This window comes from Allobosea sp. 01N443, assembly GCF_056399325.1.
Map to the genome: position 1 here is coordinate 1 of NZ_JBFTRC010000158.1, position 17,371 is coordinate 17,371.

Annotated in this window: 17 protein-coding genes and 1 pseudogene; 15 read left to right on the forward strand and 3 right to left on the reverse strand. The window is 65.7% G+C overall.

Annotation, left to right across the window (positions count from 1 at the left end):
• The 3 genes from AC1DRP_RS27525 to AC1DRP_RS27535 all read right to left on the reverse strand — a co-directional run.
• On the reverse strand, positions 1 to 1,514 hold a 1,514-nt coding region (locus AC1DRP_RS27525), incomplete at its 3' end, for a PAS domain-containing protein (RefSeq protein ID WP_476770113.1).
• A 219-nt stretch (positions 1,515 to 1,733) separates the two neighbouring features.
• The gene (pepN, locus tag AC1DRP_RS27530) at positions 1,734 to 4,379 is read right to left on the reverse strand and encodes an aminopeptidase N (RefSeq protein ID WP_476770114.1); all 2,646 of its coding nucleotides are present in this window, start codon (positions 4,377 to 4,379) and stop codon (positions 1,734 to 1,736) included.
• Positions 4,380 to 4,457: 78 nt separating this feature from the next.
• Positions 4,458 to 5,894, reverse strand: a complete 1,437-nt coding sequence (locus AC1DRP_RS27535) for a cation-efflux pump (protein WP_069877258.1) — start codon at positions 5,892 to 5,894, stop codon at positions 4,458 to 4,460.
• A gap of 91 nt (positions 5,895 to 5,985) precedes the next feature.
• On the opposite strand from AC1DRP_RS27535, the gene AC1DRP_RS27540 reads away from it, so the two are divergent.
• From AC1DRP_RS27540 to AC1DRP_RS27610, 15 genes and pseudogenes are all read left to right on the forward strand, one after another.
• On the forward strand, positions 5,986 to 6,438 hold the full coding sequence (locus tag AC1DRP_RS27540) for a VOC family protein (protein ID WP_441506607.1): 453 nt from the start codon (positions 5,986 to 5,988) through the stop codon (positions 6,436 to 6,438).
• A 132-nt stretch (positions 6,439 to 6,570) separates the two neighbouring features.
• A complete protein-coding gene (locus AC1DRP_RS27545) occupies positions 6,571 to 7,620 on the forward strand; it encodes an aldose epimerase family protein (RefSeq protein ID WP_441506606.1) in 1,050 nt (349 codons plus the stop codon).
• A 5-nt stretch (positions 7,621 to 7,625) separates the two neighbouring features.
• Entirely contained in the window at positions 7,626 to 8,525 is a 900-nt protein-coding gene (locus AC1DRP_RS27550; RefSeq protein WP_476770115.1) for a PfkB family carbohydrate kinase, read from the forward strand.
• A gap of 89 nt (positions 8,526 to 8,614) precedes the next feature.
• The gene (locus AC1DRP_RS27555) at positions 8,615 to 9,505 is read left to right on the forward strand and encodes an urease accessory protein UreD (RefSeq protein WP_441506604.1); all 891 of its coding nucleotides are present in this window, start codon (positions 8,615 to 8,617) and stop codon (positions 9,503 to 9,505) included.
• Positions 9,506 to 9,515: 10 nt separating this feature from the next.
• A complete protein-coding gene (locus AC1DRP_RS27560) occupies positions 9,516 to 9,839 on the forward strand; it encodes a hypothetical protein (protein ID WP_441506603.1) in 324 nt (107 codons plus the stop codon).
• Positions 9,836 to 10,456, forward strand: coding sequence for an urease subunit gamma (locus AC1DRP_RS27565; protein WP_113514651.1), 621 nt, complete (start codon positions 9,836 to 9,838; stop codon positions 10,454 to 10,456). The genes AC1DRP_RS27560 and AC1DRP_RS27565 overlap by 4 nt, the downstream gene beginning before the upstream one ends.
• 33 nt (positions 10,457 to 10,489) lie before the next feature.
• A complete protein-coding gene (locus AC1DRP_RS27570; RefSeq protein ID WP_441506602.1) occupies positions 10,490 to 11,317 on the forward strand; it encodes a DUF1003 domain-containing protein in 828 nt (275 codons plus the stop codon).
• 41 nt (positions 11,318 to 11,358) lie between these two features.
• Entirely contained in the window at positions 11,359 to 13,095 is a 1,737-nt protein-coding gene (gene ureC, locus AC1DRP_RS27575) for an urease subunit alpha (RefSeq protein WP_441506601.1), read from the forward strand.
• 133 nt (positions 13,096 to 13,228) lie between these two features.
• Positions 13,229 to 14,023, forward strand: a complete 795-nt coding sequence (locus tag AC1DRP_RS27580; RefSeq protein ID WP_476770116.1) for an ABC transporter substrate-binding protein — start codon at positions 13,229 to 13,231, stop codon at positions 14,021 to 14,023.
• Between the two features lie 164 nt (positions 14,024 to 14,187).
• Positions 14,188 to 14,496, forward strand: a complete 309-nt coding sequence (locus AC1DRP_RS27585) for a putative quinol monooxygenase (RefSeq protein ID WP_113514657.1) — start codon at positions 14,188 to 14,190, stop codon at positions 14,494 to 14,496.
• Positions 14,497 to 14,522: 26 nt separating this feature from the next.
• Positions 14,523 to 15,281 carry an urease accessory protein UreE gene (gene ureE / locus AC1DRP_RS27590; protein WP_476770117.1) on the forward strand — a complete coding sequence of 253 codons (759 nt, stop codon included), beginning with the start codon at positions 14,523 to 14,525 and terminating at the stop codon, positions 15,279 to 15,281.
• 6 nt (positions 15,282 to 15,287) lie between these two features.
• Positions 15,288 to 15,965, forward strand: a complete 678-nt coding sequence (locus AC1DRP_RS27595) for an urease accessory protein UreF (protein WP_476770118.1) — start codon at positions 15,288 to 15,290, stop codon at positions 15,963 to 15,965.
• Positions 15,962 to 16,594, forward strand: a complete 633-nt coding sequence (gene ureG / locus AC1DRP_RS27600; RefSeq protein ID WP_476770119.1) for an urease accessory protein UreG — start codon at positions 15,962 to 15,964, stop codon at positions 16,592 to 16,594. The genes AC1DRP_RS27595 and ureG overlap by 4 nt, the downstream gene beginning before the upstream one ends.
• Positions 16,595 to 16,605: 11 nt before the next feature.
• Positions 16,606 to 17,184 (forward strand): HupE/UreJ family protein, encoded by a 579-nt coding sequence (locus tag AC1DRP_RS27605; protein ID WP_441506596.1) that lies wholly within the window; start codon positions 16,606 to 16,608, stop codon positions 17,182 to 17,184.
• 39 nt (positions 17,185 to 17,223) lie between these two features.
• Positions 17,224 to 17,371, forward strand: a pseudogene (locus AC1DRP_RS27610) (two-component system response regulator); the annotation flags it as partial.

A 17,371-nucleotide genomic window follows, 5' to 3' on the forward strand; every position in this document is an offset into this window, starting at 1 on the left:
GCCTGCGCCTCGAGCTTCTGGCGTGAGGCCTTGAGATTGGTGACATGCATCAGGAGTTCATGCTCGGACTGGGTGAGCCGCTCTTCCTGCTGCTTCAGCGTGGTGATGTCGGTGCCGACCGAAACCGAGCCGCCATCCTTCGTGCGGCGTCCGTTGATCTGGAGCCAGCGGCCATCGGAGAGGCGCGCCTCGTAGGAGGTGCCGTTCTCGCGGGAGTGGCGGGTCGGCTCGCGGTCGATATTGGGCTGGGCGCTGAGGCTCATCACCTCTTCGTGGCTCACGCCCCGATGGACGGCTTCGGCGGAAAGCTGGTGCAACTGCTGGTATTTGGCGTTGCAGAGCACGAGACGATTATCCGCGTCCCAGAGCACGAAGGCTTCCGAGATGGCCTCGACGGCATCGCGCAGGCGGGCATCGGCTGTCGCGGTCTGCTCGGCCATGCGGCGTTGCTCGGAGATGTCGACTGCGATGCCGACGAGGTGCTGCGAATGGGTGCGCCGGTCGGTGACCAGCTCGGCGCGGGCCTTGAGCCAGACCCAGCCGCCATTGACGTCGCGAACCCGGAATTCCTGGTCGAGATGGTCGGCCTCGCCGCGGCTGATCGCGTCGGCGAGCGCGTAGAGATCGACATCGGCCGGATGGATGAAGGCATTGACTTCGCCAAAGGACATGAAGTCGCCGGCGCGGTCATAGCCGAGCATCGCATACATCGAGTCCGACCAGTAGATGCGGCCGCGCGCGAGGTCCCAGTCCCAGAGGCCGCAATGGCCGCGGTTGAGCGCGGTATCGATACGTTCGCGCACGCAGTCGCAGTCCTCGTCGGCGGCGCGGGCGCGCTTCGACTGCATCAGGAAGGCGACGGTAAGGGCAGAAAGGACCAGCGCGGCCGAGCCGAACAGGATGGTGAGCGCGCGACTGCGCTCATTCCAGAGCGACAGCACCCGCGACGCGGGTTGCAAGACCGCAACCTGGCCGAGCGGGGCGGCGAGGTTGCGGACGGTCGCGAAGGTCTCAAGGCCGCCTGGGAGGACGATCTTCATGACGCCGGCCCGGTCGCCGAACACGGTCAGCGGCTGGGTCTGGCCAAGGAAATCGACCAGCGTGCGCCGGGCCTGTCCAATCACCGGCTCGCTGGCGATGACCTGACCGCTGGCATCGCTGACATGGACGAGGCGGCCATGTGAGGACAGGTGCTTGGTCGCAAGTGCGGCAAGAACAGTTGCAGGTGCCGCATCGATCTTTGTCGCGATGTCGAGTTCTCGCGCGATCAATGACGCGACGAGGTCGAGATCAGATATCGCATCCGACAATGCATCGTCACGCATCGCGGAGGTCTGGATATAGGCGCCGGCACCGAACAGGACAAAAAAGCCGAGGACGAGGGCAGGAATGACTTTGCGAAAGGTCGGCTCAGCCTTCTCAAACCGCTGGTAGAGCGGATGAGTCAGCGATCTTGCGACACCCAGAATCGTGCCTGCGCGCGTTGCCGCGCAGGTCGCGTTCGCACGCGCCATGCCCGTTCCCCCTTCGGATAACAGTACCGTCAGTAAGATCGGGAGACGTGCCGCATCCCCTCGAATCACCGCCAGTTGAATCCGACCGAATCGGTTTGTCTAGCTTTGAGTTGAATCAGGGGCTCAGAATTCACCCTATGGTTGTAGTAATTCATAGAATGAATCTTGTGCGGGTAATAAATCGTTAACGAACTGGACAGGCGGTGCGCGCCCCGCCTCTCAGGCGAGTGCGCGCTCTGCGATATCGGCGACGTCCCGCGACAGATTGGGGGTGCGCGACACCATGGTGAGGGCCGCCTGAGCGAGGCCGCGACGGCCCGGCTCCAGCGTGCGCCAGGTCTTGAAGGAACCGAGCAGGCGCGAGGCGATCTGGGGATTGGTCCGATCGAGCGCGATCACGATATCCGCCACGAAATCATAGCCGGCGCCATCGGGTCGGTTGAACTGCGTCAGGTTGGCGGCAAACCCGCCGATGAGCGAGCGGACGCGGTTCGGGTTGCCGAGCGAGAAGGTCGGGTGCCGCATCAGGTCCTTGACGCGGCCGAGCGTGCCGGGCTCGGCGATCAGAGCCTGCGCCATCAGCCATTTGTCGAGCACGAGCGGCTCAGCCGCATAGCGCTCTGCGAAGCGCCGGATCAGGGCTTCGCGAGCCTCGCCCGGGATCAGCGTCATGGCGGCGAGTGCCGCAAGCCGGTCGGTCAGGTTGTCGGCGGCGCTGAACTGGGTGTCTGCGAGGCGCGCGCTGGTCTCGGGGGCGCCGATGGCGAGCAGTCCCAGCGCTTCGTTGCGCAGCGCCCTTCGCCCGGCTGCCGTGGCATCCGGCGAATAGAGGCTCTTATCGTCAAGCGCGTCGCGCAGGCTCGAAAGCCTGTCGGCCAGTGTCTTGCCGATCTGTGCCGAGAGCGCGCGGTGGGCCGCATGGATCCGGTCGGGATCGACATCCCGACCGATCTCGCGGGCGATATCGGCGGCGGCGGGCAGGCGCAGCACCTGGGCGGCAAAGGCAGGGTCGGCAAGCGCATGATCGCGCAGGAAGGCGTCGAGCGCTCCGGCGAGTTCCGTGGCCTTGTCGGCAAGCCCGGCGGCGCTGAGGGCTCCGCGCCCGGCGCTGGTCAACGCGCGCGTCGCGACCGTTTGGAGCGCTTGCCAGCGATTGAAGGAATCGCTGTACGCAGAGAACAGGCGCAGCAGATCGGCATCGGCAAGATCGAGCTCCAGCCGCGCCGGGGCCGAAAAGCCGCGCAGCAAGGACGGGATCGGCGCCTCGTCCAGGCCCGTGAAGGTCACTGACAGCGACGGTTGGTCGAGCACGATTAGCCCGTCGCCCGCATAGGCATTCGAGTTGCTGTGGAGCGGCAGGTCGCCGGCCTTGCCGACGAGGCCGAGCGCGATCGGCAGCGCCACCGGCGCTTTCTGGGGCTGGCCGGGGGTCGGCGGCGTGCTCTGGGCGAGATCGAGCGTATAGCTCCTTGCGGCAGCATCGTAGCGGCCGGAGGCGACGATCGTTGGGGTGCCCGCCTGTTCGTACCAGCGCGCGAAATGGCTGAGATCCTGGCCCGAGCTCTCGGCGAAACAGGCCAGGAATTCCTCGATCGTCGCGGCGGTGCCATCGCAGCGCTCGAAATACAGATCCATGCCGCGCTTGAAGGCCTCGTCGCCGATCAGGACCTTGAGCATGCGGATCACCTCCGCGCCCTTCTCATAGACGGTCGGCGTGTAGAAGTTGTTGATTTCCTTGTAGGCGCGCGGCCTGACGGGGTGGGCGAGGGGCCCCGCATCCTCGGAGAACTGGGTTGCGCGCAGGGTCCGCACATCGGCGATGCGCTTCACCGGGCGGGAGCGCTCGTCGGAGGAGAATTCCTGGTCGCGGAAGACCGTGAGGCCTTCCTTCAGGCACAGCTGAAACCAATCGCGGCAGGTGATGCGGTTGCCGGTCCAGTTGTGAAAATACTCGTGCGCGATGATCGCCTCGATGCTGGCATAATCGCCATCGCTGGCGGTTTGCGGATCGGCCAGCACATATTTGTCGTTGAAGATGTTGAGGCCCTTGTTCTCCATCGCGCCCATGTTGAAATCCGACACGGCGACGACGTTGAACACGTCGAGATCATAGTTCCGGCCGAAGACGCGTTCGTCCCAGCGCATGCAGCGCACCAGCGAGTCCAGCGCCCAGCCGGCGCGGCTGCTCTTGCCGGGCTCGACATAGACGGCGAGCTCGACCTTGCGGCCATCGGCGGTGACATAGTCCTCGCGAACATGGTCGAGCGTGCCGCCGACCAGGGCAAACAGATAGGCGGGCTTGGGATGAGGGTCGTGCCAGACCGCGAAATGCCGGTCGGTGCCGGCGACATCCCCGGTCGCGACCCGGTTGCCGTTCGAGAGCAGGACCGGAGCCTCGGCCTTCTTCGCCTCAAGGCGCACGGTGTAGACCGACATCACGTCGGGGCGGTCGAGGAAATAGGTGATCCGGCGGAAGCCATCCGCCTCGCACTGGGTGCAGTAGACGTTGGACGAGCGATAGAGCCCCATCAGCTTGGTATTGGCCGAGGGGTTCAGCACCGTCTCGATGGTGAGGGTTAAGCCGCGCTTCGGTGGCGCGAGCACGGTCAGTCCCTGCGGCGTGGCGCTGTAGGCCGCAGCATCCAGCGTGGTTCCATCGAGCTTGAGCGAGACCAGCGTCAGCTCGTCCCCGTCGAGGACCAGCGCCGATCCCGGCTGCCCGGCCGGATTCGGCCTGAGGCCAAGCTGGGCCCGCACCTTCGTTTCATGCGCATCGAGAACGAAGTCGAGATCGACCGTATCGATCAGCCAGTCGGAGGGACGATAATCCTCGAGACGGATCAGGGGGGTATCTTCGGCGCGCATGGACAACCCTGGCGAAAACGACATCTGAGCCTTGTCTGTAGCCCGAGCCCCCTTCCGCTGAAAGTCCGTGCGCGCTGATCAGGCAGGCTGGCGCAGATGCGCAGGCTCGGCATGGCTGACCAGCCGGCAGACCTGCGGGCGCGCGATCCGGACGGCGCGCTCGATCGCGTCGACCGCGGCATGGACCGCCGCGACGTCGAGCGCCGGATCGACACGGCAGTGATAATTCACCACGAGACCGTTCGGGGTCTGGCGCACGCGGACGCTGTGGATGTCGTGGATCGGGCCGTCGAGTCCCGCGGCCTCCTTGGCAAGCGCCTTGCCGATATCCTCCACCGCGTCCCATGCGGCATTGTGGCCCGGCGGCGTGCCGGTTTCCATGGGCTCGATATGGGTCTCGACCTCTGTCTCGCCGCCGAACTCGGCGCGGATCGCGGTCTCGAGCCGGGTCGCGATCTCATGCGCCTCGCCGAGCGGCAGCCGGGAATCGACCTCCATATCGAGGCTGACCGAGAGTCGGTCGCCGATGCTGTGCACGGTGACGTGGTGCACCGGGATCTTGAGCTTGAGCGCGATCAGCAGAACCCGCTCGAGCGCGGTCTCATCATCGACCTGGATCGGGTTGGCGGTGACGGTGATCTCGGCCCCTGGCTCGACCTCGCGCAACGCCAGCACGAGCGCGTCCTTGATGGCGACGACACGGTCGAGCGGGAGCGTCCGCGAGACGCGAATTCCGATCTCGCCATGGGTCTGGCCGCCCGAAGGCCGAACCTTCAGCCATTCCACGGCGACGACGCCGGGCACAGCCCCGGCTGCGGCGGTCAGGCGCTCGCTCAGCCCGGCGGGGGCAGCGTCGAGCAATGTATTGATCGTGCGGCGCCCGAGCTTGAAGGCGGAATAGGCCATGAAGGCTGCGATCGCGAAGGCGGCGATCGTGTCGGCCCGCCCAAAGCCGAACCAGGCGGCGATGAGGCCGACGAGAACCAGGGCCGAGCCGACGAAATCCGCCGAAAAATGCGTCGCCTCGGCTGCCAGTGCCTCGCTGCCCGTTTCCGCCGCGACCTTGCGCAGCGAGTGCCAGCGGATCGCGTCGACGATCATGGAAAAGAGGATGACGCCAAGCACGATGGGCGTGACGGTAACGGCGTCGACCGTACCGCTCCACAGCCGGCTGATCGCCTCCCAGAGGATAGCTCCGGCCAGCGTAAAGAGGATCGCGGTCTCGACCAGCGCCGCCAACGCCTCGACCTTGCCATGGCCGTAATGGTGCTCCGCGTCGGCCGGCTTGTCGGCCGCCCGCACCGCGAACCAGGTGAACAGAGTCGAGCCGATATCGATCAGCCCCTGCAAGGCATCGGTCAGCAGGGCGAGCGAGCCGGAGAGGATCGCAGCGATGCCCTTGGCTCCGGTCAGCAGGAGCGTCGCCATCACCGACAGCAAGGCAGCACGCTGCTTGATGCTGGAAATTGTCGCGGCGTCGGGGCGTTTCGTGTCCACGTCTTGCGTTCTCGTCATGGCCCGCCTCGCGCGCCGCCTCTTGGAAAGCAGAGCGTCTGGCCCGATTTAGGAGCGAGATCAACCCGGCCGAACAAGGGGAGCCCCAAGCATGCGATATCTCCACACCATGGTGCGTGTCACCGATCTCGACGCGTCACTCGATTTCTACGTGAACATGTTCGGCCTTGTCGAAACCCGCCGCATCGAAAATGAGAAGGGACGCTTCACGCTGGTCTTCCTGGCTGCGCCGGATGACGCCGCCGACGCCAAGGGCGCCGAAGGCAGCCGTGGCCGCCCCACGCTGGAGCTGACCTATAACTGGGATCCGGAAGTCTATACCGGCGGCCGCAATTTCGGTCACCTCGCCTATGAGGTCGACGATATCTACGCGACCTGCGACAAGCTGATGAAGGCGGGCGTCACGATCAACCGCCCTCCGCGCGACGGAAACATGGCTTTCGTCCGCTCTCCCGACAACATCTCGATCGAGATCCTGCAGAAGGGGCCCGCCAAGGCGCCGGCCGAGCCGTGGGCGAGCATGCCGAATACCGGGGTTTGGTGAGGGCCGAGGCGCCGGGCTCAAACGCCGGGCCCAAGCGCCAGACCCATGCGTGTGACCGTTGAGCACGGCGATGAAATCGGGCACGAGAGGGCGCGGCTTCGGCCGCGTTTCCTTGCTGGTGGTGTGATGCCCATGACCAAGCCTGCTATCGCCGCGACCCTTTCGGACGGCACGCCGATCCACGACATCGTGCTTCGCTCGCCCGGTGGGGCCGAGGCGCGTGTCATGGACTGGGGCGCGACGCTGCGCGATCTGCGCGTGCCGCTGACGAGCGGCCAGCCGCAGCGTGTCGTACTCGGGCTCGCCGATCCCGCCGATTATCCCCAGCACGCCTCGCATATGGGCGCGATCGCCGGACGCTTCGCCAACCGCATTGGCGGCGGGCGCTTCACGCTCGACGGCAAGACCTATCAGTTGCCTCTGAACGAGAACGGCCGGCATTCGCTGCATGGTGGCGGGCAGGGCTTTGGCAAGCGGCCCTGGACGATCCTGCATCATGACGCGGCAAGCGTGACGCTGGCCCTGGTCTCGCCTGACGGTGATGCCGGCTATCCCGGTGCGCTGAATCTCTGGTGCCGCTACAGCCTTGTCGGGGCAGCAACGCTGCGCATCGAACTCACCGCCACCACCGATGCGCCGACGATCGTCAATCTCGCGCATCACTCCTATTTCAAGCTCGATGATGGTCCCGACATTCTCGACCACGAGCTCGAGGTCCGCGCCAATCTGATGACGCCGGTCGATGCCGACCTGATCCCGGACGGATCGCTCGTTCCGGTTGCCGGCACGCCCTTCGATTTTCGCAAGCCGCGCGCGGTCCGCTTCGCAAACCCCGACGGCACGCGCTTCTGGTTCGATCACGACTATGTCCTCCTCCGCGACCAGTGTGAGCCGAGCGCGCTCGCCGGGCTGACGCTCGCCCATGCCGCGATCTTGCGCTCGTTGCGCAGTGGGCTCGCGATGCAACTCTGGACGACGGAGCCGGCGCTCCAGGTCTATGACGGCTTCAAGCTCAACACTGCCGTGGCGGGGCTCGATGGCCAGCCCTATGGTCCGAATGCCGGCATCGCGCTGGAACCCCAGCACGTGCCGGACTCACCCAATCTGCCGCATTTTCCCACGACCGTGCTGCGCCCCGGCGAGGTCTACCGGCAGGTCAGCGAATATCGCTTCAGCGGTTGAAATCCATGGCCGGCGTCTTCAGTCTCGGCATCGCAACCCTCGACTATGTCTACAGCGTCGAGACCATGCCGACGCGTGGCGAGAAATATCGCTCACGCGATCTGGCGGTGGTCGGTGGCGGCTGCGCCGGCAATGCCGCGGTCGCCATCGCGCGGCTTGGCGGTCAATCCTGGCTGGCGACCCGGCTCGCGGACGATCGTGTCGGCGACGAGATCGTGGCTGAGCTCGCAGACGAGGGCGTCAATACCCGCTTTGCCTTGCGCGCCGTGGGGTTGCGCTCACCGGTTTCAGCCATTCTTGTCGATGCCGCTGGCGAACGCATGGTCGTCTCCTATTCCGATCCGGCGATGCCGGAGAGCGCCGAGTGGCTCCCGAAAACCCTGCCGGATGGGGCGAAGGCGGTGCTCGCCGATACGCGCTGGGGCGAAGGAGCGCTCGCGGCGCTGAGGCTTGCGCGCCAGGCCGGTATTCCGGGCCTGCTCGATGGCGACCGTAGGCCGCCTCATCCCGATCTCGTGGCGACCGCAAGCCATGTCGCCTTCAGCGCCCAGGCCTTGCGTGAGGTTTCGGGGGAGGAGGATCCGCGCCTTGGCCTCGCCCGGGTCGGGCAGGGTGCAGCGACCTGGCTTGCCGTCACGCTCGGCAAGGAAGGGGTGCTCTTCATCGAAAATGGCGAAGTCGCGCATCTGCCGGCCTTCGCGGTCGAGACCGTCGACACGCTTGGCGCAGGGGATGTCTGGCATGGGGCTTTTGCGCTGGCGCTGGCCGAGGAACAGGACGAGCGCAGCGCCATCCGCTTCGCCTCGGCGGCCGCTGCGATCAAATGCACGCGCTTTGGCGGTCGCGCCGGCGCGCCGACGCGCGGCGAGGTGATGCGCTTCCTGATCGAGACCGGCCCCGGCTGAAGCGGCGCCCGTGGAACGGGCAGCGCCTGCCTGAAATTTGGGCGGCGCTGACGGCGCCACCTCTTGCCCGGCGAGGCCGCAGGCGGAGAATGGCTGAAGGTTCATTCGCGCCAGGGCCTTCGATGTTCGCGCCGCCGCTTCCGGCCTCTGCCGATCCGCTGTTGCCGGCCTATGTTCGGGCCAATGGCGGCGTGCGCCTGCGTTTCGCCAGGGTCGGCGAAGTGACGCGCCGGCTCGAGCTCGCCGAGTCCGGCGGCTACCGCGCCCGCTTCCCCGACACCTTCGCCTCAACCTGCGAGGCCGTGCTGATCAACACCGGCGGCGGCATGGCCGGTGGCGACGCGATGCGGGTCGATGCCGTCATCGAGGCGCAGGCCGAGGCGGTCATCACCACGCAGGCGGCCGAGAAGATTTATCGCAGCCAGGGCGCTGACACGCGGGTCGAGACCCATCTCTCGGTTGCTGCCGGGGCGAGCCTCGCCTGGCTGCCGCAGGAGAGCATCCTGTTTTCGGGCGCTCGCCTCGCCCGGAATCTGACGATTGACCTCGCCACCGACGCCCGCCTCGTCGCCTGTGAATCGATCGTCTTCGGCCGCATCGCCATGGGCGAGACGATGCAGCGCGGTGCCATTCACGATCGCTGGCGCATCCGCCGCGACGGCCGCCTGATTTTCGCCGACGAGCTTCGCCTTGACGGCGCGGTCGCCGCCACGCTGGAGCGGCCTGCCATTGCCGCCGGGGCGCGGGCCGTCGCAACCGTGATCGCCGCCGGCCCGGAGCATCCTGCCAGGCTCGATGAGCTTCGTGCGCTGCTTGCCGAGGATCCCGCCTGTGTCAGCGTCGAGGCCGGGGCCGGGCTCGTCTCCGGCCTTCTCGTCATTCGCCTTCTCTCCCGCGATGCCCAGGCGCTCCGTCGCGCCCTCGTCATGCTGCTTCGGCATGTCACGGGGCGTGCGCTGCCSCGCACATGGTCCACGTGAGGAGAGCACCATGCTGGCGATCCAAGGCCTGAAATGCATTTATGACACCGGCTCGCGGGGCTGGGCGGTCGAGCTCGCCCTCGCCGACGAGGGGGAAACCGTCACGCGTCGCTTCGACGTCGACGGGCCTGATGATGCCGAGATGCTGATCGAGGCCTTCGAGGAATCCACCACGAGCAGCTTCGATCCCGCCACCAGCGAGATCGTCTTCGCCTATGAATACGCCGATCTCGACCTCGATGAGGACGAGGCGGAAGACGAGGACGACGAAGAGGTCGAGACCTCGGAAGACGAGTCCGAAGAGGACGAGGAAGACGAGAAGGAAAAGGCATGAACCTGACGCCGCGCGAAAAGGACAAGCTGCTCGTCGCCATGGCTGCCATGGTGGCGCGGCGAAGGCTGGAGCGCGGCGTCAAGCTCAACTATCCGGAGGCCGTTGCGCTCATCACCGATTTCGTGGTCGAGGGTGCGCGCGACGGTCGTTCTGTCGCCGAGCTGATGGAGGCAGGCGCGCATGTGATCTCGGCCGACCAGGTCATGGACGGCATCGCCGAGCTGATCCATGACGTGCAGGTCGAGGCGACCTTTCCAGACGGGACCAAGCTCGTCACCGTGCATGAGCCGATCCGCGGCTCGGCCGGGCGCCTGAAGCCCGGCGAAGTGACGACGCTACCCGGCGACCTCATTCTCAATGAAGGTCGCGAGAGCCTGATGCTCGCGGTTGCCAATACCGGTGACCGGCCGATCCAGATCGGCTCCCACTATCATTTCTTCGAGGCGAATCCCGCGCTCTCCTTCGAACGCGAGAAGGCGAGGGGCTTTCGGCTCGATATTCCGGCGGGAACGGCTGTGCGCTTCGAGCCCGGCCAGACCCGCGAGGTCAGGCTCGTGGCGCTCGGCGGCAAGCGCGAGGTCTATGGCTTCCGGCAGGAGATAATGGGTAAGCTCTAGCGAGACCGATGCCGGTGCGGGGTGAGAGTGCCGATGACCGCGATCGCAGAGAAATCGTCACAACAACTGGCCGCGAACGGAAAGAAGCGCGGGACCTGCGCCATTTCGGGTGTCGAGACCAGCCGCAAGAACCTTGTCCCGCTTGCCACGCTGCGTCCTTCCCTGGCCGAGCGCATCCAGTCCGACTTCCCGCAGCTTACCGAGCAGAGCCTGATCAGCAAGGCGGAGCTCGCGCGCTACCGCACGCGCTATGTCGAGGAAATCCTGCGTGAGGAGCATGGCGAGTACACGGAGCTCGACCGTGAAGTCGTCGAAAGCATCGCCAAGCAGGACACCATCGCGGCGAATGTCGAGGACGATTTCGAGGAGCATCGCACGGTAGGGCAGCGCCTCTCCGACGGTCTCGCCGGCTTCGGCGGCTCCTGGGCCTTCCTGATCAGCTTTGGCGTCGTGCTGGCGATCTGGATGATGATCAATGTCGTGGAAGGGATGGACAATGCCTTCGACCCCTATCCCTTCATCCTGCTGAACCTMGTCCTCTCCTGCATCGCGGCGATCCAGGCTCCGATCATCATGATGAGCCAGAAGCGGCAGGAGCAGAAGGACCGTCTGCGCTCGTTCAACGACTATCAGGTCAACCTCAAGGCCGAACTCGAGATCCGCCATCTGCACGAGAAGATCGACCATCTGATCACCCGGCAATGGCAGCGCCTGGCCGAGATCCAGCAGGTCCAGCTCGAGATGCTGCAGGAGGAGAGCCTGCGCGCTACCCGCCGCCGCAAGCCCGCGGGTGCGAAGGCCAAGACGAAGCGGCGCGCTGAGGACCGGCAGCCCAAATCGGAGCCGGATGCATCGGCCTGAGAATTGCTAACACGTCGCAAGAACCGACCAGGGACTTCGAGATGCCCTTTCCCTTTCCGCGCAATGCCTATGCCGCCATGTTCGGCCCGACGACCGGCGATACGGTGCGCCTCGGCGATACCGAACTCGTCATCAAGGTCGAGAAGGATTTCACCACCTATGGCGAGGAGGTGAAGTTCGGCGGCGGTAAGGTCATCCGCGACGGCATGGGCCAGAGCCAGGTCAGCAATGCCGCTGGTGCGGTCGATACCGTCGTCACCAACGCGCTGATCCTCGACCATTGGGGCATCGTCAAGGCCGATATCGGTATCCGGGCCGGGCGCATCTGCGCCATCGGCAAGGCCGGCAATCCAGATATCCAGAACGGGTTCGGAAACTTCAATCCGTCCGAGACCATTATTGTCGGCCCCGGAACCGAGGTCATTGCCGGCGAAGGCAAGATCATCACCGCCGGCGGCTTCGACAGCCATATCCACTATATCTGTCCGCAGCAGATCGAGGACGCGCTGATGAGCGGCCTCACCACGATGCTGGGCGGCGGCACCGGCCCGGCCCATGGCACGCTCGCGACGACCTGCACGCCCGGCCCCTGGCATCTCGGCCAGATGATCAGGGCGGCCGACGCCTTCCCGATGAACCTCGCCTTTGCCGGCAAGGGCAATGCCGCGCTGCCGGGCGCGTTGACGGAAATGATCGAGGCCGGCGCCTGCGCGCTGAAGCTGCATGAAGACTGGGGTACGACACCGGCCGCGATCGACAACTGCCTCTCCGTCGCCGACGACTACGACATCCAGGTGATGATCCACACCGACACGCTGAACGAGAGCGGTTTCGTCGAGGACACGATCGCGGCCTTCAAGGGCCGCACCATCCACGCCTTCCACACCGAGGGGGCCGGCGGCGGCCATGCGCCCGACATCATGAAGGTGGCGGGCCTGCCCAATGTGCTGCCGTCGTCGACCAATCCGACGCGGCCCTTCACGGTCAACACGCTCGACGAGCATCTCGACATGCTCATGGTCTGCCATCACCTCTCGCCCTCTATCCCCGAGGATCTCGCCTTCGCCGAAAGCCGCATCCGCAAGGAGACGATCGCGGCCGAGGACATCCTGCACGATCTCGGCGCGCTCTCGATGATGTCCTCGGATAGCCAGGCCATGGGGCGCATCGGCGAGGTCGTGACCCGGACCTGGCAGACCGCGCACAAGATGAAGGTGCAGCGCGGTCCGCTGCCACAGGACGCCGGCACCGGCGCCGATAATTTCCGCGCCAAGCGCTATGTCGCGAAATACACGATCAATCCGGCGATCGCGCATGGCATCTCGCGCCATATCGGCTCGATCGAGATCGGCAAGCTAGCCGATCTCGTGCTCTGGTCGCCGGCCTTCTTCGGCGCCAAGCCCGATCTCGTCCTCAAGGGTGGCATGATCGCGGCTGCGCCCATGGGCGATCCCAACGCATCGATTCCGACGCCGCAGCCGGTGCATTACCGCCCGATGTTCGGCGCCTTCGGCAAGGCCGTGACCACGACATCGCTGGTCTTCGTCTCGCAGGCCGCGCTGGCGAGTGGCCTCAAGTCCCGCCTCGGTACGGACAAGGAGATGGTCGCGGTCGAGAACACGCGTGGCGGCATCTCCAAGAAGAGCATGATCCACAACGACGCGACGCCCGACATCCGGATTGATCCGGAAACCTATGCGGTGGTGGCGGATGGCGAGTTGCTGGTTTGCGAACCTGCCAGCGAGCTGCCGCTGGCGCAGCGCTATTTCCTGTTCTGAGCGATTGAGTGGCGCCCGGGGCTGTGGACCGCATGGGCGCGCGCCGCTTCCGTATTGACTAGCCCGCTCGCGCATCCTTTCTTCGTCGGCAAATGAATTTGTCAGGCAGACAAGTTTGCCAGGGAGAGAGCTCGTGTCCGGTTTCGGCCCCGGTGAGCCGCATCTGCAGGCGGCGGAGGAGGGGCTGCTCGACGAGTATCGTTCGCCCAAGCTCGCCGAGCTGCATGATTGGGCACAGCGCCATGCCGAGCAGTCGAAATTCCGCACCTCCGGCATTTATCTCGGCGCGCTTGGCGTCGGCTACAACACCGAGATGCTGAAGAAGAAGGGCCTGCCCGAGCCGAAATGCTGGGCAGACCTGCTCGACCCGGCCTATCGCGACGAGGTCCAGATTGCCGACCCGAGCTCGTCCGGCACGGCTTACGTCTTCCTCGCGACCACCGTGCAGCGCCTCGGCGAGGAGAAGGGCTTCGACTATCTCAAGGCCCTGCACAAGAACATCAATCAGTACACCAAGTCCGGCATTGCACCGGTCAAGGCGACGGCGCTGGGCGAGACGGCGATCGGCATCGCCTTCATCCACGACATGCTGACGCAGAAGCTGCAGGGGGCGCCGATCCAGACCGTCGCGCCCTGCGAAGGCACGGGCTACGAGACCGGCTCGGTTTCGATCATCAAGGGCGGCAGGAATGCCGAGGCGGCGCGCCGTTTCATCGATTTCACGCTCTCGCCCGAGGCGCAGAACATCAACGCCAAGCTCAAGATCAACTCGATCCCGTCGAACAGGAACGCCGAACTCTCTCCCGACGCGCCAAAGTTCTCGGAGATCAAGCTGATCGACTACGATACACCGCGCTGGGGCAGTCCGGCCGAACGCTCGCGCCTGCTGAAGAAGTTCGACACCGAGGTGAAGGCGCGGCCACGGTAAGGGCGGCGAAATCCGGCTCCTCGCCTTCGCAAGCGCATCCCACGCATCCGGACCCTCTGCGCCATTCTGCTGCAGAGGGCGCGGCGGCTGCATCCAGCCCGCCGAAACGTGCGTATTCTCTCTGGGCGGGTGAAGCGCCCTCAGGCACGAGAGGAGAACGCGGTATGTCGGATCCGGTTATCGTCATTGCGCGGGCGCGCATCCGCCCGGAAACCCGCGCAGCCTTTGTCGCTGCGGCGCAAGACTGTATCGCCGCGACACGTCGCGAACATGGCTGTCTCGCCTATGACATGCATGAGAGCATTACGGAGCCCGGGTATTTCGTGTCGGTGGAGAGCTGGGAGCAGCGCGAGCATATCGACCGCCACCTGCAGCAGCCGCATCTTCAGGCGTTCCTCGAGATCGCGGGGGCTTGCGTCACGACGCCTCCGGTGATCGAAGTGGTCGAGCCGCGATCGGTCGATCGCCTCTGATCCATTTCGTTGTCACGGGTACCATCATGCTGCGCGCCACCTCCGTCGTCCGCAAGGCCGCGGTCAAGCAGGACAAGGTCGTCGAGACCCTGACGCTCGACCACGAGGACCGCAATCGCCGCCGCATCGCGCTGAAAGGCGATGGCGGGCGCGAGATCCTGCTCGATCTCGACAAACCGACGGTTCTGAACGATGGCGATGCCGTGAAACTCGAAGACGGCGGCCTGGTCCTGGTCAGGGCCGCTGCGCAGAGCCTGCTCGAAGTGCGGGCCGAGAACCCGCTGCGGCTGATGCGCGTCGCCTGGCATATCGGCAACCGGCACACGCCCGCGGAGATCACGTCGGACGCCATCTATATCGAGAACGACCACGTCCTCGCCGAGATGGTCCGTGGCCAGGGCTGCGCCATGAGCGTGGTCGAACGTCCGTTCCAGCCTGAGCGCGGCGCCTATGATCACGGTCACGCCCACGACCATGAACGCGGTCATGATCACGATCACGCGCATGACGCATCCTGCGGCTGCGGGCACGATCACGGCCACGGTCATCACGAGAAGGGGCACGCTCACGCCGGCCATGATCATGCTCACGATCACCATGGCCACGACCACCACGAGAACAAGCGTGATGATCACGCGAACCATGCCCACGCCCATGCGCATGCCCACGGTGCGGATTGYGGCTGTGGCCACGACCACGGCCATGGCGATCATGATCACAAGCATGACGACGGCCACCATCATGGCGCCGAACACGCGCACAAGGGTCACAAGCACGACCATTGAGGGCTGATGTCGCACGCCCATCTGCGGTTGATGGTCTGGCTTTCGCCGTCCTTCCCGGTCGGCGCTTTTGCCTATTCGCATGGGCTGGAATGGGCCTTCGAGGCCGGCGACCTCACCAATGCCGACACGCTTCGCGATTGGCTCGAGGCGCTCGTCGGCCACGGCTCCCTCCATAACGACCTCGTCCTGTTCACGTGCGCCTACAACGCCCTCGGGGCTGAGGACGGCGCGGCGCTGAGCGAGGTGGCGGAGCTGGCCCTGGCGCTGGCGAACTCCGCGGAGCGGCGGCTGGAAACGGTGACGCAGGGCAATGCGTTCGTCGCGGCCGTTCGCGCCGCCTGGCCCTGCGCGGCATTTGATCGGCTCCGCGCTGCCTGGGAGGGCGACGTCGCCTATCCCATTGCGGTCGCGTCCGCCGCCAGCGGCCATGACGTGCCGCTGCGCCCGGCCCTGGAAGCTTACAGCCTCGCCTTCGTCGCCAATCTGGTTTCGGCCTCGGTCAGGCTCGGCGTCATCGGACAGACCGACGGGCAGAGGATTACGGCTGGGCTGGTGCCGTCCTTGCATGCGGCTGCCACGCGCGCGGAAACCGCGACGCTCGCTGATCTCGGCGGCTGCGCGCTGCGCTCGGACCTTGCGTCCCTGCGCCACGAAACCCAGTATTMGAGGCTGTTCCGCTCATGACCCGCTCTCCCCACGGCCCCTTGCGCGTCGGCATCGGCGGCCCGGTCGGTTCCGGCAAGACCGCCCTGATGGAGGTGCTCTGCAAGCGCATGCGCGATCGTTACGATCTCTGCGCCATCACCAATGACATCTACACCAAGGAGGATGCGCGTCTCCTGACCGTCGCAGGGGCTCTGCCCGAGGAGCGCATCATGGGCGTCGAGACCGGCGGCTGCCCGCATACCGCGATCCGCGAGGATTGTTCGATCAACCTCGCCGCGGTCGAGGAAATGCGCGGCAAATTTCCCGCGCTCGACCTGATCCTGATCGAGTCCGGCGGAGATAATCTGGCGGCGACCTTCTCGCCCGAACTCGCCGATCTGACGATCTACGTGATCGATGTCGCAGCCGGCGAGAAGATCCCGCGCAAGGGCGGCCCGGGCATCACCCGCTCGGACCTGCTCGTCATCAACAAGACCGATCTCGCTCCGCATGTTGGCGCGGATCTTGCTGTGATGGACCGGGACTCAAGAACCATGCGGGGCAAGCGACCCTTCGTCTTCACCAATACGCGGGAGGGCGAGGGCGTCGATGCGGTGGTGGATTTCATCGAGACCGTGGGCGGCCTGAAGGCGATCGCCCCGGGATAGAGGAGGCGAACATGCTGACGCGGTTGACGGGCGCCCTGGCGTCGCTCGTGACGATGATGGCGGCACCCGCCCTTGCCCATACCGGAGTGGGCTCCGTAGATGGTCTCGTTCACGGGCTGCAGCATCCGCTCACCGGGTTGGATCATGCGCTGGCGATGATCGCGGTCGGCCTCTGGGCCGGGCTCGTCGGTGGCAGGGCGCGCATCGCCTACCCCGTCACCTTCGTTTCGGCCATGGCGCTGGCCGGGCTCTGGGCGATGTCCGGCGGACCGCTTCCAGGCGCGGAGGTCGGTATCGCCTTTTCCATCGTCATCCTCGGGCTTGCCATCGCACTCAATCTCGCGCCGCCGCTCGCTGCCGGCGCCCTTGCCTGCGGGATCTTCGCGATCTTCCACGGCTTTGCCCATGGCGCCGAGATGCCGGAGGATGCCAGCGGTGTGAGCTATGCGATCGGCTTTGTGATCGCGACATCTGCCCTGCATGGAGTAGGCTTGCTTCTTGCGGGCCAGCTTGCGGTGCGGATGCCGCAGCTTGCCCGCATCGCCGGTGGTGGTTTCATTCTGGCAGGTGTCGCAATCCTGTCGGGCTGAGGACGGGCCTTATCCTCACTGCGTTAGGCGTCGTGGCTCATGACACCTGCGTTGAAAATTCTGATCGTCGACGCCAACCCGGTCCGGGCTGCCATTCTCGACGAGGGCTTGCGCGAGGCGGGCTTTACCGATCTCGTCCAAATCGGTGCGACAAACGGGCAAGTCACTAGCGTTGAGTCACATGACC